The organism is Paenibacillus piri, from assembly GCF_004354045.1.
GTDB lineage: Bacteria > Bacillota > Bacilli > Paenibacillales > NBRC-103111 > Paenibacillus_S > Paenibacillus_S piri.
Window position 1 is genome coordinate 20,978 of the sequence record NZ_SMRT01000034.1, and the last position, 24,336, is coordinate 45,313.

Here is a 24,336-nt window from a genome sequence, read left to right on the forward strand (position 1 = left end):
CACGCATCCATGAGTTTTAGTTAGCCGTAAAGTCTCCATGCAGCATCAAGTATCTTCCCGTGATCGACTGCTCCGCATGGATGATCTGCGCCGGTGTGCCCTCGAACACCACCTGGCCGCCCTTGCTGCCTCCGTCCGGTCCCATATCGATGATCCAATCCGCTTGGCTGATCACATCGAGATTGTGCTCGATGACGATCACCGTATTGCCGGCATCCACGAGGCGGTTCATGATCCCCAGAAGGTGACCGATATCTGACATATGAAGGCCGGTCGTCGGCTCGTCCATCACGTAGATGCTGCCCTTCTTATGCAGCTCGCTTGCCAGCTTGATGCGCTGGCATTCCCTGCCCGAAAGCGTGCTGAGCGGCTGTCCGAGTGTAATATAGTTCAGCCCCACATCACTCATCGCCTGGAGCTTGCGCACAACCTCTTTTAGTTGAAAAAAATCCAATGCCTGCTCCACAGTCATCTCCAGCACTTCTGCAATTGACTTGCCGTTCAGCTTGTACGCGAGCACCTCTTCCTTGAACCGTCTACCTCCGCATACTTCGCATGGCAGCTTCACGCTGTCGAGGAATGCAAGGTCTGTATACACAACACCCAGCCCTTGGCAGTTCTCGCAAGCCCCCTTGGAGTTGAAGCTGAACAAGCCTTGGTTGACCTTGTTCGCGGAAGCAAACGCTTTGCGTACATCATCCATAATGCCCGTGTAGGTCGCGGGATTCGAGCGTGTTGACACCCCTACGGCCGATTGGTCGATGACGATCGCATCCGGATGCTGGCTGAGGAATACTTCGTTAATCAGCGTACTCTTGCCCGAGCCGGCGACACCCGTAACTATTGTCAGCACTCCGGTTGGAATATCTGCACTCACGTTCCGCAGGTTGTGCAGTGAGGCATCTCTGATGGACAGCCTGCCGGATGGCTGCCTGCAATCGTGCTTCAGCTGGAGCGGCCGCTTCATATGGGTGCCTGTCAGTGTATCTGACTCCAGAAGGTCTTGGAAGCTTCCTTCATACACGATGGTACCGCCGCGGCTGCCGGCGTAAGGTCCGACGTCGACGATATGATCCGCCAACTTGATCACATCGGGATCATGCTCGACGACAATCACGGTGTTGCCCTTGTCGCGCAGCTTCTGAAGCAATCCATTTAACCGGTGTACATCACGGGGGTGCAAGCCAACGCTTGGTTCATCGAAGATGTAAGTGACATCCACCAGACTGCCGCTCAGGTGCTTCACCATTTTGACGCGCTGCGACTCGCCGCCGGACAATGTATCCGTCTCACGGTCCAGCGTCAAGTAGTCAAGTCCGATATCCACCAGATGCTGCAGCCGCTCCGTCAGCGACTTGACGACCGGCGCGGCGATCGCGTCGTCAATCTCCCGAATAACGCGGATGAGCTGTCCGACCTCCATGGAGGACAGCTCCGCAATGTTGAGTCCATTGATCCTGCAGTTGAGCGCGGCCTGACTGAGTCTCGCGCCGCGGCAGCTGGAGCAGGGACCCTCGGAAATGTACGGCGCAACAGCCCGTTGTGTGCGCTCCGACTTCGTCTTCACATCCTGCTTGATGTACTTGTTGGTGAATTTCTCGATGATGCCTTCCACTGTAATATTCACTGCCTTCCCGGCGAAATCCATTTCCACTTTCCTCGCCTTGGCGTACAGCAGTTGCTCCAGCTCCTCCTCCGAATAATCGCACAGCTTCTTGTCGAGATCGAAGGATCCCGACTGCACGATCATGTTCCATTCCCAGCCGTTCACCGTATAGTCCGGCAGCATGATTGCCCCTTCATTTAACGACTTTGACTTGTCCAGCGCCTTGCTCATGTCGACGCCAAGCCTGCGACCGATCCCGTTGCACTCGGGACACATGCCCTGCGGATCGTTAAACGAGAACATGTTCGCTTGTCCAACATAGGGCTGACCCACTCGGGAGAAGAGAAGACGGAGAATGGGAGAGATATCGGTAATTGTGCCCATCGTGGAATGGGAACCGCCGCCCAGCCGCTTCTGATCCACTGTAACAGCCATGCTCAGGTTCTCGATCGCGTCCGTATCCGGCTGCGGAATACGCGGCAGAAAGGTGCGGACGAACATACTGAAGTTTTCATTCAGCAGACGCTGGGATTCGGCGGCGATGGTATCGAAAACGATCGATGATTTGCCGGATCCGGATACCCCGGTGAAGATCGTGATCTTCCGCTTGGGAATGCGCAAGGATACGTTCTTGAGGTTGTTTTCCCTCGCACCTGAGATTACGATATGCTCCTGATTAGATTCGCTCATGCTCAACTTCCTTCCATGTTAATTTCTACTTATATTCACATTGTACCATTCATCGTGCATAGAAAGTCGGGCAGCACGAACTTGACCCGTAACGACAAGAATTTGTCATATTGTCCGAAGTAGACATAAACCGGCTGCTAACTACATGCAGCCGGTTTATGTTTATTTCGGGTCAAGCAGGGTTCAACTATCGTACCCATTAATTTAGTATTGGGAAGGAGATGTTTAGTGCCCAATGCGGTTATTGTTCCAACACCTTTTCAAGCTCGCCGCACCAATTAGTCCAGCCATACTTAGCTCCTCCGAGTGCTTGATCATTTGAGATTCCGGTTTGTTCGAGATGAAGGTTAACCTTTCCATCCCCTAAATCCTGCAGCGTCCAGGTGACCGTGTGCTTCTCTCCTCCGCTGGCCCAAGTATAGGACAACCGGTTTAGTGCGTCCACGATAAGCACTTCGCCGTCAACGATTCCATCCCAATATTCGGACGGCTGAGTGCGAAACTGAAAACGGTGTCCTACAATGGGCTTAAAATCATTTTCCATGGTCCACTTGGCAAGCTTGCTTGAATCGGTTAAGGCGGACCAAAGCTTCTCAATCGATGTCGTGTACTGAAAATCCAAGGATAGTGTTAAGCTCATTCTTCTTCCTCCTCTAATAGTTGATTCAAGCGCAACATATTCGTACTCCAGAACTTGCTGTAGAAAGCCAACCAATCTTGAATTTCTCTGAGTGGAGAGGCGTTTAGCCTAAATCGCGTTTCTCTGCCAACTTTTCGATCAAGTACCAGCCCGGCCTCTTTAAGGATTGTCAAATGCTTGGATACCGCTGTACGGCCCATTTGAAATTGCGCCGTTAACTCATGAAGCGGTTTCTCCTCTGCCTCCGATAACAGACGAATCAGTCGGCGCCTGGTTGGATCTGCAATCGCGTCAAACACATCCTGTAACTGGTTGTTCTCGCTCACAACACTCTCTCCTAAGTAATTATTACCAAGGGACAGCCGTTAATTTCACCTCCTCATTATTGTTTCAAGAGAAACTAATTCAGGTTACAGCTTTCCAAATAACTAGCTCCTGATTGGACACCATTTAGTGACACTTTGATTATAGGACACCATTCGGTGTCGTGTCAACAATTTTTTACAATGGGGAAGCCATCAAGTAAATGATGATTATCCATTTAATTCAACTCCTGCTGCCTTTACTTCAACGAAACCGGGGAGCAGCTGCCGCGGCAACCTGCTCCCCGGTTATCCCACTATCGTCTCCCGTTAATTGTGATTTCATTTTTTCCCTAAGCTCGATAAAGCAAGAAGCTCCTTTTAGTTCTGAAACGACATCATCAACACTTTGGAACTGTTTTGTTTTAAACATAAATGTTCGTTCCGTATCAATCTTAATCGCGTAAAAGCCATATGTGAAATCGGATAATTCCACCGCGGCAGTTCCGTAACCCTGAGTCTGAAGTCCAAGAATTACTAAATAAAACTGAATAATATAGGATATCCCCTTGTATACAAAGGAGTTGAAATCATGAGGCAATTTCCAGATGTAGCGATTATCGTCAGAAGCAAAAGAAATTTTGCTAACATTGGCAAATTCCGAATCATCGGAAGTGCAAATCCGTGCAGAAGGTTTATAAAAGTAGGGGCTCCAGTTAAAGATGCCGTGTTATGCCTTCTTCAGAATGGGTTTACAATAACTGAACAAGGAAATGTCGGTGTATTTTTCCGCACTAGGTAAGGTGACATATAACATTCCTTTATACATGCAAAATTACCCTTATTTATGTTTCTTAAACCGTCCGGAGTGCCCGGCATGATGATTAAAAAATCACTTCAGATGCAGAAGGCTACCGATCAATGAACGGTAGCCTTCAGTTTGTTTATATGATTCAACTTTCGTTACCCGTTCAATAAGACAAACTATTTAAAGATTTAATGTACAATGAACCTTTATCAACTGAAGTCTCTATATATCCAACAATCTGCTCGAATGTGAATACGGATAAGTGCTGTTCAAGAAGGCCCTTATCATAATCCATATCCCCTATTACTAGTGGGATAAATTCCTTAATATCTTTACATTTGACCTCTTCGATTTCAATGATTGAATCACTCTTACTTAATGCCTCGCTTAATTGTTTTGTGAAGCCGTAGTACTCTAATAATTTCCCGTTAAGCAATCGAAAATCGTTATGGTATAGATTGAACAGGTCGGGATCAGCCTCCATTCTGTTTTTTAACCATGGAATATAAAAGCCCTGCAGCCAAATGTCATCGGCAATCAAGTGAGTTAAATATCCTTGTATGAAGCGGGAATCTTTATTGGAGCTATATTTATGTATGAATGCCTTGTAATCAATATATCTGGAATAATCTTTATGATCGCCTTTGAAAAAATGGGACTGGTCTTTGGTTGAGACCGCATCTGGAGCAATCCCTCCCAAAAGAAATGATGTTTTGTCTTTGATCGACAGGCAATCTGCAATTTTATTCGCAATAACCAGGTGCATGATTCTTGAACCCAATTTAAATCCCCCCTGAAAACGGAATCAAAAGATCGTAATAAATTTTATCATACATCCTCGTCGATCTTACCATTTTTTTACTGATATTTTCATTATACTTACCTGATTATTCCTACAATAAAAAAAGCGACAGGCTTGGACAAAGAATTATGTCCTAAACTGCCGCGGCGGCCTGCTTTGTCATTGTATTAAACGGTTAGTGGGCCAAAACGGCCCCTTTTTCATCAAAAACACGAATGTATCTTTGGCGGAAGGGCTTCGGTCAGAAGCTTTTCTTATTAATGCTCCTCCAAAGTGTATAAAGGAACCTCTTGTTCATTTTCCGGTTCATGAAGCGGGTAGATTCTGGCGGTTTCATTTTTTTCATCAACATTTTGAATATAAATGGGAATGCCATTATAGGTTACCTTGGTCATAACCGGCGAAGCGGCAATCTCCATTGCCCGTTGTCCGTTCATTTCATGAACCTCCCTTTTTTTTCTACGATTATTATCATGTTTACTTTGTAATTTTTTATTCCTTGTAACTAGTCCATAAGGAGGCCACAGGAATTATGATATGGGCAGCCGAACGATAAAGACGGTTCCTTGACCAAGCTCGCTTTCTACGTGAATCGTACCGTCATGGGCCGTTACGATGCCTTTGGCTATGGCCAGCCCGAGCCCCATTCCGCCGTTGCTTTGCACTTGCGCCTGATCCGTACGGTAAAACCGATCGAAGAGGTACGGCAGATGGTTCGGATCCATTCCGGGGCCCGTGTCGGCTATGTCAATCCGCACATATCCGGAATCGCCTTGTCCGGTCGCTTCTTCCCGAATCGTAATCGTGATGAGGCCTTCCGTGGGCGTATGGCGAACAGCGTTAACGATCAGATTGAGAAAAACTTGCGCCATACGGTTCGGATCAACATAAGCTAAGGAAATCCCGCCTTCCTCGGTTACATGGATACGAATCCGCTTTTGGTCGAAGTCGTGAGACACCCGTTCGACAACTCGGTTCAGCAGCTTCGGCAAATCCGTCGCTTCCCGATCCATTGGCAGTTTTTTTGCTTCTGCTAAGGAAAGAAGGTGAAGATCGTCGACCAATCGGGTGAGGCGAATAAGTTCATCCTGTAAGGGCAGCAAGCTTTCCGGCTCGACACGGCGGCTGCTTTGCTGTACCAGATCCAGTTTGCCGCGAATGATCGTGATCGGCGTTCTAAGCTCGTGCGCCACGTCGGCAACCAGATTTCTCCGATGCTCTTCCAGGCTTTGTATTAAACGGGACATTTCATTAAATGCCTGGGCTACCTGCCCGTATTCATCCCGTGTCGAAATTGCAGCCTGCACTCCGAACTCCCCCCGCCCCATCCGGTCGATTGCTGCAATCAATTGGCGGAGAGGTGCGGTAAACCGTTGAGACAGCCACCAGGCTACCCCTAAAGATATACCGATGAACAGAACCGCACTCGGTATCAGTAAAAAAAGAATCGAAATAGGAAGGCCGATCCGCAGCTTGGACAGCGCGGCAACTTCCGAATCGTAATAGTATATAACCGCTATCGTTTTCCCATTTCGTTCCATAGGTTGACGAATCCCCAACCGTTTAATCAGTGGAACGGCTTCTTCTCCTTTTTGAAAAAGGATTTGATCCTGGGGAGATACGAGCAGAAAACTCGCTGGTGTTCCGGTAATTGAACGGCTCAAGGCGTCGTCCAGCTGCTGAACTCCTTCCCATGATTGGCGGTTATTATCATAATATCGGACAAACTGCCCGGCTAATCGGTCCACCTCGCCGCCTCGTGCGGAGTCCACCACTGCATTTAAGGATTCCCGGACGACCAACTGTGTAATCAAACAGAAAACGAGAATTAAACATGCGATAAAAAAAGTCATAGCAAGAAATAACTTGCGCCTTACTTTCATGGACGGTCACCAAAACGGTATCCGAATCCGTATACAGTCTGAACAAATACAGGATGGGCAGGGTCATCTTCGATTTTTTTGCGAATTCGGCTTATATGCGCATCTACCGTACGTTCGTCATTCAGGATATCATCGGCCAAAGCCGCTTGCAGAAGCTGAAGACGGCTGTACACAATACCCGGCCTGGCAGAAAGAGTGAGCAAAAGTTTGAATTCCGTGGGAGTAAGAGCAATTTCTTTGCCATGTTTCCATACCCGGCACTCAGCCTCCGAAATCGAAAGCTCCCGATAATGAAAGATCGGAGTTGCAGCTTCGTATCCGTTTATTCTCCGCAGAACGGAACGAATCCGGGCCGCCAGTTCTCTGAGCGAAAACGGCTTCGTGATGAAATCGTCTGCCCCGACCTCCAGCCCGACGATTTTGTCCGATTCTTCCGCTCGCGCGGTCACCATGATGATCCCGACCGGCCCCATTTTGCGTAGCTCCCTGCAGACGTCGAGACCGCTCATCCCGGGAAGCATCCAGTCCAGAATGATCAAAGAAGGCTTCATTTCCTTCGCTTTGACCAGTGCCTCGCTTCCAGTTTTGGCCGTCTCGGTAAGATATCCTTCCTCCAGCAGAAAAGGCTCCATAAATTCAAGCACCCGTTCTTCGTCATCCACCAGCAGCAATTTGTGCGACATTCGGTAAAACTTCCCTTCCTCGTCAAAATTTCATCAAACCCGTAATCGATCGCAATAAGTTTGCAACAAATAACGGTTAAGATAAAGATAAAAATAATTTGGATTATGGAGGTTTAATCACAATGGCTCTCAAGCTGAACTTAAAACAAAAAAACATCCTGGTCGCGCTCCATGTGATTTCGGTTGCAGCCTGGTTTGGCGCTACTTTATGCATGTTATTGCTGTTGTTCTATGTGAAGAAGGCGCAGAATGGAGAACAGTTATATTACTTTCTGGAAAGCATGCATGTGCTCGATGACAATCTCATCAAATACCCTGCCTTGACCACTTTGTTGACAGGTATTTTGTTATCCTTATGGACCCAGTGGGGCTTAGTGAAATATTATTGGATCGTGATTAAGCTGGTCTTGACCATTGTCACGATCCTGATTGGCATATTCTTTATTAATGATTGGTTTTCGTTTTTACTCGCTGCGGCCAAAGAACGTGGTTATGCCGCGATGCAAAGTCAAGATTTTCAATCGACATGGCAGGCAAACGTTTGGGCTGCCGTTTTTAATACTGCGGCTTATGGCTTCATGGTCGTCATTACCTATTTCAAGCCTTTTGGTAAGATAAGGAAAACCGTTAAGACAAAAGCTGATTGATTTCCTTCCGGTTATCTGAACCTCTGTTTTTTCGGATGCTAATTCATAATCTCCTCCGCAGACCACAACCTTGTTTTTCCGAGCCCCATCGTCCACAGCCGCTCCGGCGGGAGTCCACGCCGCTCCCATTCGGCATGCAGCCGGTCCAACGCCTCCTTCGGTGTATCGTCCGCAAGACGGAAAGCACCGTAATGCATCGGTACGAAAATGCTTCCCCCAACGTCGACGAACGTCTGCACCGCTTCCTCCGGCGACATATGCGAGTCGCGCATGAACCACTCCGGTTCGTACGCCCCGATCGGGATCAAGGCAACGCGGATATCGCCGTACCTCATGCCGATTTCGCGAAAGATGCCGTCATAGCCGCTGTCGCCGGCGAAATACAGGCAATCCGCGCCATGATGCATCACCCAGCCGCCCCAATGCGACGTATTCGTGTCCCACGGCGTTCGCCGCGTCCAATGCTTGGCAGGCACGAAGCCGAACGTTACACCGCCGATGCGCTTCTCGGACCACCAAGTAAGCTCCTCGACCCGACGCAACCCCTTACGGCGGAGCCATCCGCCGAGCCCCTCCGGGACGAGCAAAACGAAGTCGCCCGGCAGGTTAAGCAGGCTGCCTAAATGAAGGTGGTCGTAGTGCGCATGCGACAAAACTACGACGTCGATCGGCGGCAACGCCTTCATCGGGATGCCTGGCGGCGACAGCCTCGGAGCGAAACCCATCCTTGCCGCCCAAACCGGATCGGTCACAATGTTAAGGCCGCCGAGTTGGACAAGAAACGTCGAGTGCCCGATGAACGTCACGGTCGGCTTCTCTCGATTGCCGGAAAGCAGCGCCATTTCTGGCTCAACGCGAGGAACAGGAAACGATAAATCCTTCTTTTTCGAGCGGCGCTCCTTTTGCCATTGCCACAAATCTCCAAACGATTTGAGATTGGAAGAGCCATCTGCATTTACATACCTCTTACCCATTTGTATACCCTTATGCTCCTTCCGACAGATGTCGACGACATGCTGTGCAGGGCGATCATCGCGAAGCCTAACGCTGCTCCGGCAACAAAGACGCCCCCAATATATTTTTCGTCAAAACTATAGCAGCATTCTGCTATAATTTCTATTTTATAAGCTAATGGATGAAAAATAAAATTTAATGAACCCCACGAGTTGTTTTGATGCAGACTAAATTTTTAAGAAGAAACCGCATCTATACAATAATTAATGTGATAAATTATTTATCATATAAAATTTTAGGATGTAAATCAGATGCGTCCGGTTTTGTTGGGGTACAATTCGGAATACAATTTTTGAAATAAGAGATACTATGGGCTGAAATGGAAATTGTCTACAATGTTATGTATCAATATCATTATGAATGGACGTGGGAACTTTGTACCCGAAGTTAATGGCTAAGCTTTTCATTTATGTCTTTGTCATTCTATTTGCGGCAACCGAAGTCGCGGCTCATGAAGCCCCAACCGGAGAAGATTCCTCGCTACTCAGGGCTATAGAAAAAGGCGGTTATATTCTGTATCTTAGACATGGGGAGGCAACGGTCGGTGAAGATCAAACCGAGCTAAACTTCAATGATTGCAGAACCCAGAGAAATTTAAGTGAACATGGAAGAGATCAGGCCAGGGCATTCGGAGTTATTTATGGAAAACAATTGATCCCTATTCGATATCCGGTTATGTCCAGCCCCTATTGCCGGGCGCGGGAAACAGCTGAAATTATCTTTGGGAAACAAAACGTTGTCGTAGCTCCCGTCTTGGCTTCCATAGAAAAATTAAGAATAGAAAGTTATCCGGCCGAAAAAAAACAACAGATCTTGTCGGATCTGTCGAAGATTTTTGAAACTCCTCCTGCTCATGGAACAAATACGGTCATTGTCGCTCATACTTTTCTCCCGCATGTGGCCCTTGGCGATATCCCAAACTTGGGAACCGTCATCATAAAACCGAAAGGAACCGGCCGCGGCTATGAAATAGTGGGCAGAATCAGCTTTGATCAATTTATTCAACTAACCCAGGATCTCAACACGAGCCATATAAGAAGATAGTCTTTTGGCCTTCTCTGCCCGATTTCAAGCTGCGAAAACTTGAGTTAAAAGAAAAAAAGCCACCTGACATTCCAGTTGGCTTTAGCTGTGTTACTTATTCCAAGGTTCCGATTGCAATCCAGTTAACGGTTCCTAGAAGCTCCGGCGAGTATTTGCTGCGGGTTATTCGAATTGAAGCGCCGACAGTTTGCTTGTTTTCAATAACAGCGTAACACGCTTCTTGATCTGTTGTCGCTACAAGCACATATTGTTCATTGGCAAAAAGCTGATCGAAGATGACATCAAGAACTACGCTTTCTTCCACCGAATCCATATGAAACGTCTCCAGTCCAAATTGTTGAACCGTAGCTGCTTTAACGGACTGCACAGGCTGAAACGACAACGGCTGCGGGGGTGCCGCTCCTTCCGCAACAGGCTCTGTTTGTACGTCTTCATTCGGAATGGGTGCCGGTGCTGAAGCCGTATCTTTGGTTTGCAACATTAAGGCTGCAGTAGTTTGCAATTGCAATTGCAGCATCTTATCCAGGTGCATCATCGAAATGATGCCCGGCAACAGGTGATAGCTTGAGATGGATTCCTGCCTGATGTGCATGCCGTCGATGGAATCATTACTCAAATGCTCTCCGCTCACGGTGCCGGACGCGAGATGCACCGCCTTTACGGCTCCTTCGGCAAGCTTTGCAGATGTCACTGCCTCGTCAGCGAGCTGCGCTGTGCCAATCGCTTCCTCAGCTACATGCCCGCAGCTTACCGCACCTTCAGCCAGCTTCGTCGCCGTTACCGCCGCCTCTGCCAGCTGCAACGTACCGATCGACTCTGCGGCTACATGCTCACCGTTTACGGCGTCTATGGCCAGCTTCTCTGATGTTACCGCCTGCTCCGCCAGTTGCAACGTACCGATCGCTTCTGCGGCTACATGTGCAGTGTCTACTGCCCCTGCAGCCAGCTTCGCTGCCGTCACTGCTTTTGCTGCCAGTTGCACCGTGCCAACCGCCTCCGCGGCGAGCTTCGCCCCCGTTACCGCCTCCTCCGCCAGCTGCAGCGTACCGATCGCTTCCGCGGCTACGTGCGCGGTACTTACTGCGCCTTCTGCCAGCTTCTCTGCCGTCACTGCTTCCGCGGCCAGTTGCACCGTGCCGACCGCCCCCGCGGCGATATGGCTATCGCTTACCGCTTCTGCGGCCAGCTTTGCTCCTGTTACCGCCTGCTCCGCCAACTGAACCGTGCCGATCGCTTCCACTGATACATGCATGCCGCTTACCGCGCCTTCGGCGAGCTTCGCTCCTGTTACCGCCGACTCAGCCAGCTGCAACGTACCGATCGACTCTGCCGCTACATGTACGCCGCTTACCGCGCCTTCTGCGAGCTTCGCTCCTGTTACCGCCGACTCAGCTAACTGCGGTGTGCCGATCGCTCCTTCCGTCACATGGACTCTGCCTACTGCACCTACGGCCAGCTTTCCCGATGTCACTGCATTCGCGGCCAGTTTCTCCGCTGTCACTGCATCCGCTGCCAAATGCGCCGTACTGATCGCTTCCGCCGATACGTGCCGGCTGTTAACCGCCAGTGCAGCCAGCTTCGCGGCTGTCACCGATTGCTCGGCAAGATGAGCCGTGCCGATCGATTTCGTCGCCACATGCCCCCCGCTCACAACGCCCGCAGCCAGCTTCTCCGCCGTCACCGATTGCTCGGCAAGGTGCACGGTACCGATTGCTTCCGCTGCCACATGCGCACCGCCCACTGAATAGGCGGCCAGCTTCGCTGCCGTCACCGATTGCTCCGCGAGGTGCCACGTGCCGATCGCTTCCGTCAGCACGTGGCGGCCGCTTACAACGCCCAGGGCCAACTTTTCCGCGGTCACTGCTTGCTCGGCCAGTTGATCTGTGCCTATGGCCTCAGCCGTTATATGCCGGCTGCTCACCACGCCTTCAGCCAGCTTCCCTGCCGTTACCGATTGCTCGGCAAGATGTCTGGTGCCGATCGCTTCCTCCGCCACGTGACCGCCTCTTATCGCGCCTTCAGCCAGCTTCTCTGCCGTCACCGAACGTTCCGCCAGCTGCACAGTTCCAATCGCTTCTTCCGCCACATGCCGGCCGTTCACCGCACCTGCGGCCAGTTTTTCCTCCGTCACCGCTTCTGCACCCAGATGCGCCGTACCTATTGCTTTCAGTGTAATGTGCCGGCCGCTTACCGTGTTTGCCGCCAGCTTCTCGCTTGTCACCGCATCTGCGGCAAGCTGGTCTGTGAGGACCGACTTCGCCGCCAAGTGTTCGCTGTTTACGATGCCTGCAGACAGATGCATGGATGTTACTGCGCCGGCGGCGATATGCCGCTGCTCCACTGCACCTTCAGCGAGCTGTTGTGCCCGTACGGCTGATTCTGACAAATGCGCGGTCGTAACCGCGTCGTCGGCCAACTTTTCCGAAGTCACTGCTTGGTCGGCCAGCTTTTCTCTGGTGACCGACTCCGTTGCCAAGTGAATTGCTTTCACAATCGCCTTCGCGAGGTGGATCGGTTGAACAGTACCGGCTGCCAGATGCTCTCCCAGCACCGCTTCGCGGGCGAGCTTGTCGGATGTGACGCTGCCTTGGGCCAGCTTCGACGCTGTCACTGCCAAGTTAGTCAGTTTGTCTGTTGACACGGATTCGCTGGCGAGCTTAGATGTAGTTACGCTTTGGTTAGCCAGCGCTCCTGATAAAACCGCACCTTCCAAAATATGCTGCTGTTGAATGGAGCCAAAAGCCAGCTTCTCCGAGGTTACAGCACGGTCTTGCAATTTTCCGGTACCAATGGATTGATCCTGCAGATGTTCCTTGCCTACAGCTGACTGGCTCAAATGTACCGATTGTATCGCTTTTTCGCTCACATGTGCGCTGCCGATCGCCGAATCCGAAACATGTTCGGAAGAAACAGCCTTTTTGCCGAGCTTTGTTGAAGTAACAGCTTGATTAGCCAGTTTAGCGGCAGTCACCGCCGCTTCACCCAATTGTCCGCTGCCTACGCTTTGTGCCGCAAGCTTGTCGGTTGTCACTGCTCCGTCCGCCAAATGATCAGCGCCCACGCTGCCCGGCTGAATGTGCTTATTCTCTATAATGCCTTCCCTAAGATGTACGCTTGCCACCGATTGCTTCGCCAGCTTCTCCGCAATGATAGCACCGTCCTTTATGTGCTCGCCAAGCACCGAATCTGCGGTCAAATGTTCCGCCGTGATTTGTTTGCCGGCAATCGTTTGACTGCGAACTACGCCTTCAGACAAATGCTCGTGCAAAATGACTTTAGACTGCAGGTGCTCCGAGGCAACGCTCCATGGGGCAAGCTTATCTTCGGTAATCGCGTGGTAGGCGATTTTATCGGCCGGAATTTCCCCGTCCGCCAACTTATCTGCGGTCACTGATAAATCCCGCAATTTTTCCGTCGTTACGGATGAATCAGCCAGCTTTGCCGAATTTACAATATAGTTAGCCAGATGGGTGGCTTGTATCGCTCCACTTTTAATTTTTTCAGCCGTAATCGATTGATTTTGAAGCAATTCACCGGTGATCGCTTCTTCCGACAAATGCTTCGTTTGAATGGAGCGTTCGGCAATTTTCATTGCATCAATCGTTTTATCAGCCAGCTTTTCCGAAGTGATACTGTTATCCTGGAGCTTTCCGCCGCTAATAGCCCGCTCTTGAATTTTATCGCCGGTGACGGCATAAGGAGCAATATGCTCTTCTGTCACGGCTTGCAAGGCAATCTTTTGCTGCGTTACACTGCGGTTTCCCAGCTTGGCGCCGGTAACGGCATAATCGGCGAGCTCATCGGTGGTGATAGCGCCTCGTTTTAGTTTATTTCCTTCTATTGTTTGATAGGAGATTTTTTCATTCGTTACCGATGCATCAGCAAGATCATCCGTATAAATGACGGCCCCGGATACTGAGGGTAATTTGCGCTCATTGATTACCGGCTTGATCAAAAGCGGGCGAGCCGCTGCCTTGTTTTCAAGGGGCTCTTCTTTTACGGGCGGCGGCAGCTTGCTGATGATTACATCGCTATCGGTATTAACCGTATTTTTTGGTTTTTCCTTTTCTTGATCTTCGTCCAACCATTTTAATTCGTTAATAAAAGGTCTGCTGCGTTTGTCGCGCAACAAATTTTCCTTACTTGTGCGACTGGTTTGTTTCCTCATACTGTTATCCTCCCTTTCATGAACGCTAAGTAGTCTTCTGTAACATATGCATTCACCCAGAAAGAAGTTATATGCGGAGGTTAAATTAGGCACAAATCTATAAAGACAATGAAACAACAAAAAAGAGCCGGCCCGGGGCTCTCATTCCTTCCCATAAGCGCGGAGACTGAAAGCACGACCAGCGGGTGCAATCGGTATTTTACAAATACAAGAGCCTCCAGCCGCAACTCGGCCGGAGGCTCCTTTTATTTCACTTGTTATGAAGGCGTCGGCGGCGCTTCCTTTTTCCGAAGGAACAGACGTCCAGCGCTAAGCTTCGTATTTTCGATCATTTCATAAACGATCGGCACAATCAGCAGGGTAAGAATCGTCGACGTCGTCAATCCGCCGATAACGACGACCGCCAAGCCTTTGGAAATGATCGTTCCTTTGGACAGCCCAAGCGCCAAAGGCATGAGAGCGAACACCGTCGCACCCGCCGTCATAATGATCGGGCGAAGCCGCGACTGCCCCGCTTCCATCAACGCCTCGCGCACGGAACGGCCCATTTCCCTCAATTGTTGTACGCGGTCGATAAGCACGATCGCATTGGTTACGACGACGCCGATTAGCATGAGGAATCCGATCAGGGACGTCAGGTTCAGCGATTCGCCGGTGACGAGCAAGCCGAGCAGCCCTCCAATCGCCGCAAGCGGCAGTGAGAACAAGATAGCGAACGGCGCGCTTGCATTGCCGAACGCAAGAACCATAATCAAGTATACGATGAAGACGGAAGCCGCCATCGCAAAAAACATGTTTGTGAACTCTTTATCGATATCTGCCGCAGCGCCTTTCAATTCCGTATGAACGCCGGGGGGCAATTCGATCTCGCTCAGTATTTGAGACGCTTGGGCGCTGACGCCGCCTTTATCCTTGGAGTCGATTTTGGCGGTGATACTAACGTATTGCTCCTGATTATCGCGAGGGATCGAGGCCGGTCCTTCGACCTGCCGGATTTTCGCGATTTCGTTCAGCTTGATCACTTGTCCCGCCGGGGTCATGATCAGGAAGTTTCCGACTTTATTTACCGAGTTTTTAAAGCTGGTATCCATCATAATTTTCGTGTTGTAGGTTACATTGTCGAACTTCAAATCGCCGATTTTTTGCTCGGCCAGCCAGGAGTACATCGATTCGATAATTTGTCCGGAAGAGAGGCCGTACATGCGGGCTTTGTTCTGGTCGACGGCAATTTCCACTTCCTTGTTCGTTACGCTCAAGCTGTCTTCTACATCAAGAAAGCCCGGAATTTCCTTCATCTTCGCTTTTACCATTCCGGCCGCCCTAATGAGCTCATCCACGTCATCGCCTCTCAGCATGTAAGAGAAGTCGATACCGCTTCCTCCGCCTCCCCCGCCAAAGCTGACAATGCTGCCGCGAACTTCACTTTCTTTCGGCAACATAGCGGCGATCTTTACCTTCATGTCATCGACGAGCTCCCTCGCATTCGTCCCGTCGGTAGCCGAGGCATTAAACGAGAACCGATAGCTGACCGCTTCGCTTCCTCCGCCTCCGATGAGCGACTGCACGTATTCGAACGCAGGCTCGCCCATGCCGTTCTTCGTCTCCCTCATCATTGCTTCGATACTTTTGACGATTTGGTCCGTCGTATCCAGTGAAGTTTCTCTCGGTAACATGACTCTAAGGCTCAGCTTCTTATCGGAATTGCTGGTGGGCATGAACTCCTTGGCAAGAAACGGAACGGTGCCCGCAATCGATACGACAAATGCTAATAAAGCAAGAAGCATACTTTTTTTACGGTTGTTAAGCGACCATTGCAACGCCTTCAAATAACCGGCCTCTACTTTGCCGACCTTATGCTCGTCGTGATGCTTAATGTTCTTCGAACGGAGTACAAGCAGCTTGGCAAGCATCGGAATCACGGTTACCGCGACGATCAGCGACGACAGCAGAGCAGCCGACAACGTGATCGCGAACGGACGGAACATATCGCCGAGCTCTCCTCCAACGAAGGCAATTGGAGCGAATACCCCTACCGTAGTCAACGTCGAGGACGTAATCGCGGATGCGACCTGCGCCGTAGCTTTAATAATGACCGATTCGCCTCGCTCATGCGTTTTGACCAGCTCGCTGTATATATTCTCGATAACGACGATACTGTCGTCCACTACACGGCCGACCGCGATAGCCATGCCGCCAAGGGTCATAATGTTGAGCGTAATGTTCAAAGGCGCCATAATCAAAAGCGTAATCAGAATAGATAAAGGAATGGAGACAAGGACAATGATCGTCATACGGACGTTTTTAAGAAATACGAGAATCATGATGGACGCCAGAAGAGCTCCAAGGGCCCCTTCCTTGACCATTCCGTTGATCGATTCCTGAACGACTTCGGAGTTTTTCGAGATCGACATGAATTCAATGCTCGGGTATTGATTCTCCCATTGGGCCGTCATCGCGTCCGCATTTTTCGCAAACTCAACCGAGTTCGTTCCGTTCGTTTTGTACAAAACGACCCCGATCGACGGTTGTCCGTTCAAACGCGAGATGAACTTGGACTCGTTGATCGCTTTGATCTTGACGATTTGCTTGAGCAGCAGCGTATCCCCGGCTGCCGTGTTGACCTTTATGTTTTCCAGGTTGTAAATGCTGTTGATATCGCTCTTTACGCGAACCATCTGTGTAATGCCGTCCACCTTCAGCCCACCGACCGGACTCGTGCGAAGGGCTGACTGGATGGCCCGCGTTATATCGGCAGGCATCAATCCGTAGCTGTTCATCGCATTGCCGTCCATCTCGAGCGTCAATACCGCTTCCTCGTTGCCGATAGACTCGACGTGATCCAACCCTTTAATTGTGGTGAATCCAGGCTGAAACACGTCCTTGTACAGCTTATCCAGCTGCTGCTGATTCATGTTGCCTTTGCCGATGACCGCAAGCGTATACTCCGGAATGGCGGCCATACCGAATGTCATAACTTTCGGCCGTTCCGCCGATTGAGGCAAGTTGACGTTGGAAATCAGTCCCTCTACATCATTCTTCGCTTTATCCGTGTTCTGGCCGTGCTCCAACGTAATCTGAATCGACGAGAAATTATCGCTGGACGATGACTGTAGACTTTTAATCCCACTGAGCCCAGCGACCGCCTTCTCCAACGGCTTTGTAATCTGCTCCATAATATCTTTGGGAGGAGCCTGATACTGGGTTTGGATGACGACGTAGGGAATGGACACCTCGGGAAATAATTCCGCTTTTAGTAAAGTAGCCGCATAGATGCCCCCGCCGAATAACAGCAGTATGATGATCAGTACGGCCGCTACGTTTTTCATGGAAAATCGCGTTAATGAGTTCATCTCTCTACTCCTCGTCTCTAAAATTGCTATAAATAAGACGGAGCTTTTTGTCATTTCACTTCACTTTCGTGTTATTTTATGTAAAAAATTTGGAGCCGTCCGATACCGCACACAAAAAACCGTCCGGAAAGTCCCCGAACGGTCCGATTTGACCTATCGATACCATGCATATATGGATGGAGGTTCACGAGCACGAGCTGCAAGCCGAATTTGACGATTCGCAAATAAGTAAACTTGTGTCATGTCAAGTATTTCCGATCCATTTTCCTCCAGAAAAACAAAAAAGCCTGGAAACCCAAGCATTACAATGTTTTATGGTGCCGCAGCAATCTGCTCTCTGGTTATTCCGATTTCGTTTTTCATTAGCTTAGCGGGGTAGCAACCATCCATACATGACCGAACGGGTCTTCAATTTTCCCCACACGGTCTCCATGCGGCAAGTCCTGAATTGGTCTAAGGGCTATTGCACCTTCATTCAGAGCTCTCTGTACCACATCATCAACATTATCAACGTATAAATAGATTATTACGGATGTGCCACCTAGCGATTTTGCCGCATGATTGTGTCCGGGAAATTCGTCCGCAATCATGATTCGGGCATCTCCTACTTTTACCTCGGCATGTTCAATCTTTCCGTCCACCGTAACCATTCTACTTACCTCTACAGCACGAAATACATTTTTGTAAAAATCTATTGCTTTGTTAGCATGATGTACTGCAAGCATCGGGATTGCAGGAGAAGTATTTATACTCATTCCTTAGTTCCTCCTCAACATCATTGTATTTATCTCCATTTTATAGTTCATACGTTTATATACAATATTTTTGCTTCACATATCTGCCCGATAGCTTAACATTGCTGCCGATCATTCGTGGTAGTCTTGTCACAGGTATTTTTGTACCCTCGTAACCCGTCAGTTTAATCATTTCGAGTTAGGGGGATGTACGATTGTTGATCTATACACCCACTCATTCCACGCAAGCAAATATTCAGGTAAATCGTTAGGATGATGTAGCAGGCAAGTACATATTCGCTTATATAACGCAATAATCATATCATCAACAAGATCTGATTCATGAATATCTTCGACGCCTAATCGTTGGACGGCTGGAAGTAAAATGGAAAAATGTAATTCACCGGGCGAGGAACAGAAAGCATAAAGCAAGTCGTATAGCGGACGTCCTAACCCGGGAATCGGGTCTATTACTCCAGTGAGATTTCCATATTCGAACAAGAAATTATGAACTCCGAAGTCGCCGTGTAATACGTACAAACGATCGCTATTCATCCTCCCGATTCTGCGAGTATGAATTTCCTGCACTAGACGGTGATCCTTCTCGTTGATATGCAACCCAATCACGGATTTTGCATAATCTAATTCTTCACTAATGCGAATTGGATCTTCAATCCAACAATAATTTTGCCTAGATTCCGGTTGAACATAGTGTCGAACCATATGATCAATCAGTTCATTCATAAGGGCAGCCTTCGAACCGCGTACATAAGAAGTGCTTCCAGGTAAAAAATGATATAAAAAATACCTGAACTCCGGGTCAACGTATGCGACTTTGGGCAACAACGGGATTCCATGATAAAGCTCGAAAAATGCAGCTTCCGATGCTATTTGTTCCGGAGTATTTTGCTTTATTACATATTGCAGCGAAGAATCTGCATTGCTTATTAATGCTACCTTACTATTCGTTCCTCCTTTCAGTTCAGACCAATATTCAAATGATTCCGGTATTATCTTTTTTCTGATTAGTTCTTCTATGACAGTCTGCATCAATGATCTCCCCTTGCCATCTTAGCTTATTTATAATTCTATATAATGGCTATAGCCTAACCAAGAGCATTTTTCGTTATAATAATAGTTTGCGCGTTGTTATTGAACTATCCTGCTATTTAGTTGTCCCCTTCTCAAAAATTGCAGGAATCGTCGGCTTTCCTGTTGCCCTATAGTCGGCTCTCTCCCACTCTCCCCAGCTATTCCATAGAGGTTTGGTGCTGCTTGCGGTAAAGCCCCGGGGGCAGACCGACATATTTCTTGAAAGCGCGGGAGAAATTTTGGGCATTGCTGTAAAATAAAAAGTTGGATATTTCATCCAGATTCATTTGAGTTTCGCGAAGCCATTTCTTGCTCAATTCAATCCGGCACTGGAATAAATATTCGGTGAAAGTCATGCCGTGCACTTCCTTCAGCGCTCCATTCGCCAAATTGACGGAAATCCCCAGCTGTTTGCATACTTCATGAAGCCTCAAGTCTTCCTCCAGGTGGCCGTGCATATACTGCACCAGCTTATCGGCGATTCGATCGTATTGTTTTTTCTCGTTCTGAATGATGTCCTCGATCAAGCAATCGATGCAATGAGTCCGGATCCACTCGGTCCACTCCTCCAGGGTAGATAAACGGACGATTTCGCTCATGGACATTTGATTGATAAACCGAAGGTCCCCGGCCAATTCCCGGAACAAGAACAAAACCATATTGATCAAGTAATTTTGCAGGCTGCGGTAATCGACATTTTCCGCTTTCTTAATGTCAACCAGCCGGTTCAATGCGATATAAGCGAGCTCTCTGTTCTTATCGCGGATTCCGTGCACGATATCGTTTTCGATCTCATGCACATCGGATGAAAATATGGATTCTTTCCTAAGGAAATTGGTAAAATAAATGACTTCGTTGGCGCCTACGATCAATTTTTGCTTCAGGCTTTCCAGCGATTCGTTGTAGGATAAGTTCAAATGCGTTAAATCGCTGCGCATTTGGCTTACGCCAATGGTGACGGTAAACGGGAAATATTGCTGAACAAAGCTTCTTATTTTTTGTAGTGCGGCGTTAAAAGGAGCCTCCCCATTCTGCTTATCCGTTTCATAGATGCCTACGAACCTTGCTTGACTCTCCACAACGACCAGTCCCGGTATATCCACTTCGTTCATGACCTCTTGAATGACGCAGGCGATCCCGTATTCGAAATGCCGCATATCGGTTTCGCTGTAGAGCTCCCTCATCGTTTTATAATCATCCGCTTCCAGACAGAAAACTTGATAAGGATGATTACCCAACGCAATATTGTACTGCTTCATCTTGACGAAGTCCCGTTTGCTGCAGCCTTTTTCCAGCATGTTCTTGATAAAAGCATCTTTCGCTTCGGGAAGGATGACGTTCATGTGGTCCCTCAATTGATTATGGTTGTGCGTCAATCCCTGAATTTTATGGAACAGCACCTCGAAATCATCCTTGGACTGAACCTCCTTGGAATCCGCAATCAGCGCGGAAATACGACTCCAGCCCTTCCATGAGATATGGATGGACAAGGCGTACAGCAGCAGGGAAAGGAGCAGCAATGCCGCTGTAGATAGGAGTACGATGTTGCGCAGCCTGATGATCGGTGCCAGCGCCTCGGCTTCTTCTATGGAATAAATATAGCTCCATGCTTTATTTGGGGGCTGATGCAAAATGTAAAAATAGCCGTGATCGCTGACAGCCCGGACGTGATCTCCGATTATGGAGGACGGCTCCCACAGCTTCTCCGGCAGCTCGACGCTCCTCTCCTGCTTGCCGTCGCGGCTGTACCGGTCGATGATTTGATGCTTTTCATTCACGACGATATAGCTGCCGCCGCTCTGCTCATTCTGAAGCAGTCTGCTGAGAAAACGGGAATTATAATGAAAAATTAAATAGCCTTGCGGCTTCAATTGAAACAAGGGCAACGCTTGAATATAGATCGCGGAAAGGGCCCCGTTATTGCCCGTATCCATTAATGCCTGCGGAGCCTGCAAATCTTTAAATTTCGCAATGATCTCCCGGAATTGAAGCTCGTCGTTCACTCCTCCATTGGTGATGTATTTCCGGCCGTTCTCAAGATTATAGAAGGTAATGCTATCTACATAATCCAACGTGGCGTTCATGGTCTGCAGCCGATTGACAAAATTTCGAATGATCGCGGCAGAGCTTGCGTAATCCTTGAACGGCATGGACTCGATGAACATCTGGTAATCCTGTGTGTTTTGCAAGTCGATCACCGCCTGGCTGATGCGGTCTTGAAAATTGGAAACCTGGTTGCTCAGGTTGATCAGCGACGATTCCTTTTGCTTTTCGATTTGCATTTTAATGATTTGCGTAGAAATATTGTACAAGAACATGCTCAAGATCGAGGTCCCGACAACGGAAATCAGGAAAATCATAAGAATGCTTCGGATTTTTCGGTAAGACAAGCGAAACCCCCCCCGGCAGTCATAAAAATATGGCACATTCACGATTTATTATAGCATCTGATGAAAGCGGTTGCGTTAGTCATTTTGACGATCCGGGCAAAATCATGAATTGACGAAAGTATCATTGAACGATTTAGGCGGAAAACGCCGGATTGATTATTGCCGGCTGCGGCATACCGTGCCACAATAGCTCCAATGGCGGCAACAGCAAGGCAAGTCATATTCACCTTAATAAGCATTGGAGGGGGGACTAGTTCCATTTGGACAGAAATCACATAAGCGCAGACATGGTTGCGAAGGAGCTCGGACAGCAAGCCGCTATTCGTCCAAGCGCCTACAAGAAGGCCAAAAAAATGTGGAGCGACCGGTATTTATATTTACTGCTGCTGCCGGTCATCGCCTACTATCTCATCTTTCATTACGCGCCTATGTACGGCGTCATCATTTCATTTCAAGACTATAACATGTTCAAAGGCGTCTTCGGCAGTACATTTATTGGCCTGGAAAATTTCCGCGATATTTTTTCCAACAGCGATTTTTATGTGGTGCTGCGGAACACGCTGATGCTCAATTGTTTAACGCTGCTCTTCGGCTTTCCCGGACCGATCATCTTGGCTTTATTGTTAAACGAGGTAACCAGCGTGAGATTTAAAAGATCGATTCAGACGCTCGTTTACCTGCCTCATTTCATATCCTGGGTTGTGGTCGCCAGTCTGATCATTCCTATGCTCTCGCCGCGCGACGGGATCGTGAATGCCGTCATTACCGCCCTGGGCGGCAAGTCCATCTATTTCATGGGGGAGGCCTCCTGGTGGATCGTCGTTTATGTGCTCGCCGGGATTTGGAAAAGCATCGGATGGGGCGCCATCATTTATTTGGCTGCACTGACCGCCATTGATACGACTTTGTACGAGGCTGCCGTCATTGACGGCGCAGGGAGATGGAAGCAAACCTTCTATATTACCCTTCCGGGCATCAGGCCGACGATTATCGTTCTCTTGATTCTCAATATCGGACATATGATGTCGGTCGGCTTCGACCAGCCCTTCCTGCTCGGTAACGGAGCTGTCATTCAGGTAAGCGACGTGCTCAGCACCTACGTCTACCGGCTTGGGCTGCTTAGTGCGGATGTGGCTCATTCAACGGCAGTGGGATTATTTCAAGCCGTCGTTAATTTTATCATGCTGATCGGAGCCAACTTTCTTTCCAAGAAGATAACGGGCGAAGGCATCTATTAGCTCCGGGAGGGAGAGGAATATGAGAAAGTCAAGCGGGCGTCATATCTTTGAATTTTTGAATGCGGTCATTTTAATTATCCTCGCGGCATCGGCGCTCTTCCCTTTTATCCATGTGCTTGCCAGATCCTTGAGCGATGAAGCGGCGCTCATAGCCGGCAAAGTTTCCGTGATCCCGATCGGCACTAACCTGTTAGCCTACAAGACCGTATTTCAAAATACCGGTATGAACCAGTCGTTCCTGTTTACCGTCAATCTGACCGTCTTCGGCACCCTGGTCAATATGCTGCTTACGGTGTTTGGCGCGTACCCCCTCTCCAAGCGGGGGCTGATCGGGGGACGCGGCATATGGCTGTTCATCCTGTTCACGATGTTTTTTGGCGGCGGCATTGTCCCCACCTATCTGGTGGTCAAATCGCTTGGTTTGTTAAACAGCATCTGGGCGCTTATACTGCCTGTAGCCATCAGCACCTTTAATTTAATTATTATGAAAACCTTCTTTCAAGGCATACCCGTCGAGCTGGAAGAATCCGCGAAGCTGGACGGGGCTCTCGATATCGGCATTTTATTCCGGATTATGCTGCCCTTATCCTTGCCCATCATTGCGACGCTGACTTTGTTCTATGCGGTGGACCGGTGGAATGAATTTTACAATGCCCTGCTGTATAACAGCGACAGCTCCAAATTCACCCTGCAGTTAAAACTGAGGGAATTGGTGCTGCAGGGACAGGTAGCCCAATTGGCGGAAGGCAGCGCTCAAGAGAACATCCCCAAGGAATCGCTGAAATATGCATCGATTATTTACGTTACGCTGCCGATATTGATCGTTTACCCATGGCTGCAGAAGTATTTCGTAAAAGGGGCCTTGATCGGATCGATTAAGGCGTAAAGTCAGGTTATAAAGTCGCCGCTTTATTTTATAATATCAGACTTTATATATTTTCAGCGGAGCTGAACAATTCTGATATTGCAAGTTATCATGAACGAAGGTCGACTCCCCGAATTTGCAACAACGTAGGTTACTTTGGAAATAATTGTTTTAGGGAAAACCAAAGCAGAGCTACAATGCAAAAGGAGGAGTCAACATTATGAAGCTTAACACAAAATACGTAGGTTTAGACGTTTCGAAGGAAACAATTGCTGTTGCCATTGCGGATGAGGGTAGGGAGGCGCCGCGTTTTTGGGGTACGATTACTAACACGGAGGCAGCTGTGAGAAAATTAATGAAACAGCTGGGAGAACCGGGGC

The 24,336-nt window shown here is 48.8% G+C and carries 18 protein-coding genes; 4 read left to right on the top strand and 14 right to left on the bottom strand.

Going from position 1 to position 24,336, the window contains the following annotated elements; all coding sequences use genetic code 11:
• Window positions 1–16 precede the first annotated feature (16 nt).
• The 8 genes from E1757_RS34210 to E1757_RS34245 form a co-directional block, all read right to left on the bottom strand.
• Complete coding sequence (locus E1757_RS34210; RefSeq protein WP_133236737.1) at window positions 17–2,296, bottom strand: ATP-binding cassette domain-containing protein; 2,280 nt, start codon at window positions 2,294–2,296, stop codon at window positions 17–19.
• Between the two features lie 241 nt (window positions 2,297–2,537).
• Window positions 2,538–2,936, bottom strand: coding sequence for an SRPBCC family protein (locus E1757_RS34215; RefSeq protein ID WP_133236739.1), 399 nt, complete (start codon window positions 2,934–2,936; stop codon window positions 2,538–2,540).
• Complete coding sequence (locus E1757_RS34220; protein ID WP_133236741.1) at window positions 2,933–3,262, bottom strand: ArsR/SmtB family transcription factor; 330 nt, start codon at window positions 3,260–3,262, stop codon at window positions 2,933–2,935. The genes E1757_RS34215 and E1757_RS34220 overlap by 4 nt, the downstream gene beginning before the upstream one ends.
• 241 nt (window positions 3,263–3,503) lie before the next feature.
• A complete protein-coding gene (locus E1757_RS34225; RefSeq protein ID WP_133236743.1) occupies window positions 3,504–3,734 on the bottom strand; it encodes a hypothetical protein in 231 nt (76 codons plus the stop codon).
• 475 nt (window positions 3,735–4,209) lie between these two features.
• Window positions 4,210–4,827, bottom strand: a complete 618-nt coding sequence (locus E1757_RS34230; RefSeq protein ID WP_133236745.1) for a zinc dependent phospholipase C family protein — start codon at window positions 4,825–4,827, stop codon at window positions 4,210–4,212.
• A gap of 278 nt (window positions 4,828–5,105) precedes the next feature.
• A complete protein-coding gene (locus E1757_RS34235) occupies window positions 5,106–5,285 on the bottom strand; it encodes a small acid-soluble spore protein H (protein ID WP_133236747.1) in 180 nt (59 codons plus the stop codon).
• Window positions 5,286–5,378: 93 nt separating this feature from the next.
• Window positions 5,379–6,596 carry a sensor histidine kinase gene (locus E1757_RS34240; protein ID WP_342774634.1) on the bottom strand — a complete coding sequence of 406 codons (1,218 nt, stop codon included), beginning with the start codon at window positions 6,594–6,596 and terminating at the stop codon, window positions 5,379–5,381.
• A 131-nt stretch (window positions 6,597–6,727) separates the two neighbouring features.
• The gene (locus E1757_RS34245) at window positions 6,728–7,414 is read right to left on the bottom strand and encodes a response regulator (protein WP_133236751.1); all 687 of its coding nucleotides are present in this window, start codon (window positions 7,412–7,414) and stop codon (window positions 6,728–6,730) included.
• 122 nt (window positions 7,415–7,536) lie between these two features.
• On the opposite strand from E1757_RS34245, the gene E1757_RS34250 reads away from it, so the two are divergent.
• Window positions 7,537–8,061, top strand: a complete 525-nt coding sequence (locus E1757_RS34250) for a hypothetical protein (RefSeq protein WP_133236753.1) — start codon at window positions 7,537–7,539, stop codon at window positions 8,059–8,061.
• 38 nt (window positions 8,062–8,099) lie between these two features.
• On the opposite strand, the gene E1757_RS34255 is transcribed toward E1757_RS34250, so the two are convergent.
• Window positions 8,100–9,035: an MBL fold metallo-hydrolase gene (locus E1757_RS34255; protein WP_133236755.1), complete on the bottom strand. Its 936-nt coding sequence runs from the start codon at window positions 9,033–9,035 to the stop codon at window positions 8,100–8,102.
• 415 nt (window positions 9,036–9,450) lie between these two features.
• On the opposite strand from E1757_RS34255, the gene E1757_RS34260 reads away from it, so the two are divergent.
• On the top strand, window positions 9,451–10,119 hold the full coding sequence (locus E1757_RS34260; RefSeq protein ID WP_246079713.1) for a histidine phosphatase family protein: 669 nt from the start codon (window positions 9,451–9,453) through the stop codon (window positions 10,117–10,119).
• A 94-nt stretch (window positions 10,120–10,213) separates the two neighbouring features.
• Here E1757_RS34260 and E1757_RS34265 read toward each other — a convergent pair whose 3' ends face one another.
• The 5 genes from E1757_RS34265 to E1757_RS34285 form a co-directional block, all read right to left on the bottom strand.
• Window positions 10,214–14,287 carry a WIAG-tail domain gene (locus E1757_RS34265; protein ID WP_133236757.1) on the bottom strand — a complete coding sequence of 1,358 codons (4,074 nt, stop codon included), beginning with the start codon at window positions 14,285–14,287 and terminating at the stop codon, window positions 10,214–10,216.
• 257 nt (window positions 14,288–14,544) lie between these two features.
• Complete coding sequence (locus E1757_RS34270; protein WP_133236759.1) at window positions 14,545–17,637, bottom strand: efflux RND transporter permease subunit; 3,093 nt, start codon at window positions 17,635–17,637, stop codon at window positions 14,545–14,547.
• Between the two features lie 362 nt (window positions 17,638–17,999).
• Window positions 18,000–18,392 carry a VOC family protein gene (locus tag E1757_RS34275; protein ID WP_181956727.1) on the bottom strand — a complete coding sequence of 131 codons (393 nt, stop codon included), beginning with the start codon at window positions 18,390–18,392 and terminating at the stop codon, window positions 18,000–18,002.
• A gap of 168 nt (window positions 18,393–18,560) precedes the next feature.
• A complete protein-coding gene (locus E1757_RS34280) occupies window positions 18,561–19,421 on the bottom strand; it encodes a phosphotransferase (RefSeq protein WP_133236761.1) in 861 nt (286 codons plus the stop codon).
• 200 nt (window positions 19,422–19,621) lie between these two features.
• Window positions 19,622–21,853, bottom strand: a complete 2,232-nt coding sequence (locus E1757_RS34285) for a helix-turn-helix domain-containing protein (RefSeq protein WP_133236763.1) — start codon at window positions 21,851–21,853, stop codon at window positions 19,622–19,624.
• Between the two features lie 260 nt (window positions 21,854–22,113).
• On the opposite strand from E1757_RS34285, the gene E1757_RS34290 reads away from it, so the two are divergent.
• Both E1757_RS34290 and E1757_RS34295 read left to right on the top strand, forming a co-directional pair.
• Complete coding sequence (locus tag E1757_RS34290) at window positions 22,114–23,091, top strand: ABC transporter permease (RefSeq protein WP_246079714.1); 978 nt, start codon at window positions 22,114–22,116, stop codon at window positions 23,089–23,091.
• Between the two features lie 19 nt (window positions 23,092–23,110).
• Window positions 23,111–23,977 (top strand): carbohydrate ABC transporter permease, encoded by an 867-nt coding sequence (locus E1757_RS34295; protein ID WP_133236765.1) that lies wholly within the window; start codon window positions 23,111–23,113, stop codon window positions 23,975–23,977.
• The last annotated feature ends 359 nt before the right edge of the window (window positions 23,978–24,336 follow it).

Bases quoted from the DNA above. Each gene is read 5' to 3' on its own strand.
- E1757_RS34270 (WP_133236759.1), bottom strand. From the start codon at position 17,637: ATGAACTCATTAACGCGATTTTCCATGAAAAACGTAGCGGCCGTACTG.
- E1757_RS34280 (WP_133236761.1), bottom strand. From the start codon at position 19,421: ATGCAGACTGTCATAGAAGAACTAATCAGAAAAAAGATAATACCGGAA.
- E1757_RS34265 (WP_133236757.1), bottom strand. From the start codon at position 14,287: ATGAGGAAACAAACCAGTCGCACAAGTAAGGAAAATTTGTTGCGCGAC.
- E1757_RS34210 (WP_133236737.1), bottom strand. From the start codon at position 2,296: ATGAGCGAATCTAATCAGGAGCATATCGTAATCTCAGGTGCGAGGGAA.
- E1757_RS34235 (WP_133236747.1), bottom strand. From the start codon at position 5,285: ATGAACGGACAACGGGCAATGGAGATTGCCGCTTCGCCGGTTATGACC.
- E1757_RS34255 (WP_133236755.1), bottom strand. From the start codon at position 9,035: ATGGGTAAGAGGTATGTAAATGCAGATGGCTCTTCCAATCTCAAATCG.
- E1757_RS34215 (WP_133236739.1), bottom strand. From the start codon at position 2,936: ATGAGCTTAACACTATCCTTGGATTTTCAGTACACGACATCGATTGAG.
- E1757_RS34275 (WP_181956727.1), bottom strand. From the start codon at position 18,392: ATGAGTATAAATACTTCTCCTGCAATCCCGATGCTTGCAGTACATCAT.
- E1757_RS34250 (WP_133236753.1), top strand. From the start codon at position 7,537: ATGGCTCTCAAGCTGAACTTAAAACAAAAAAACATCCTGGTCGCGCTC.
- E1757_RS34295 (WP_133236765.1), top strand. From the start codon at position 23,111: ATGAGAAAGTCAAGCGGGCGTCATATCTTTGAATTTTTGAATGCGGTC.
- E1757_RS34245 (WP_133236751.1), bottom strand. From the start codon at position 7,414: ATGTCGCACAAATTGCTGCTGGTGGATGACGAAGAACGGGTGCTTGAA.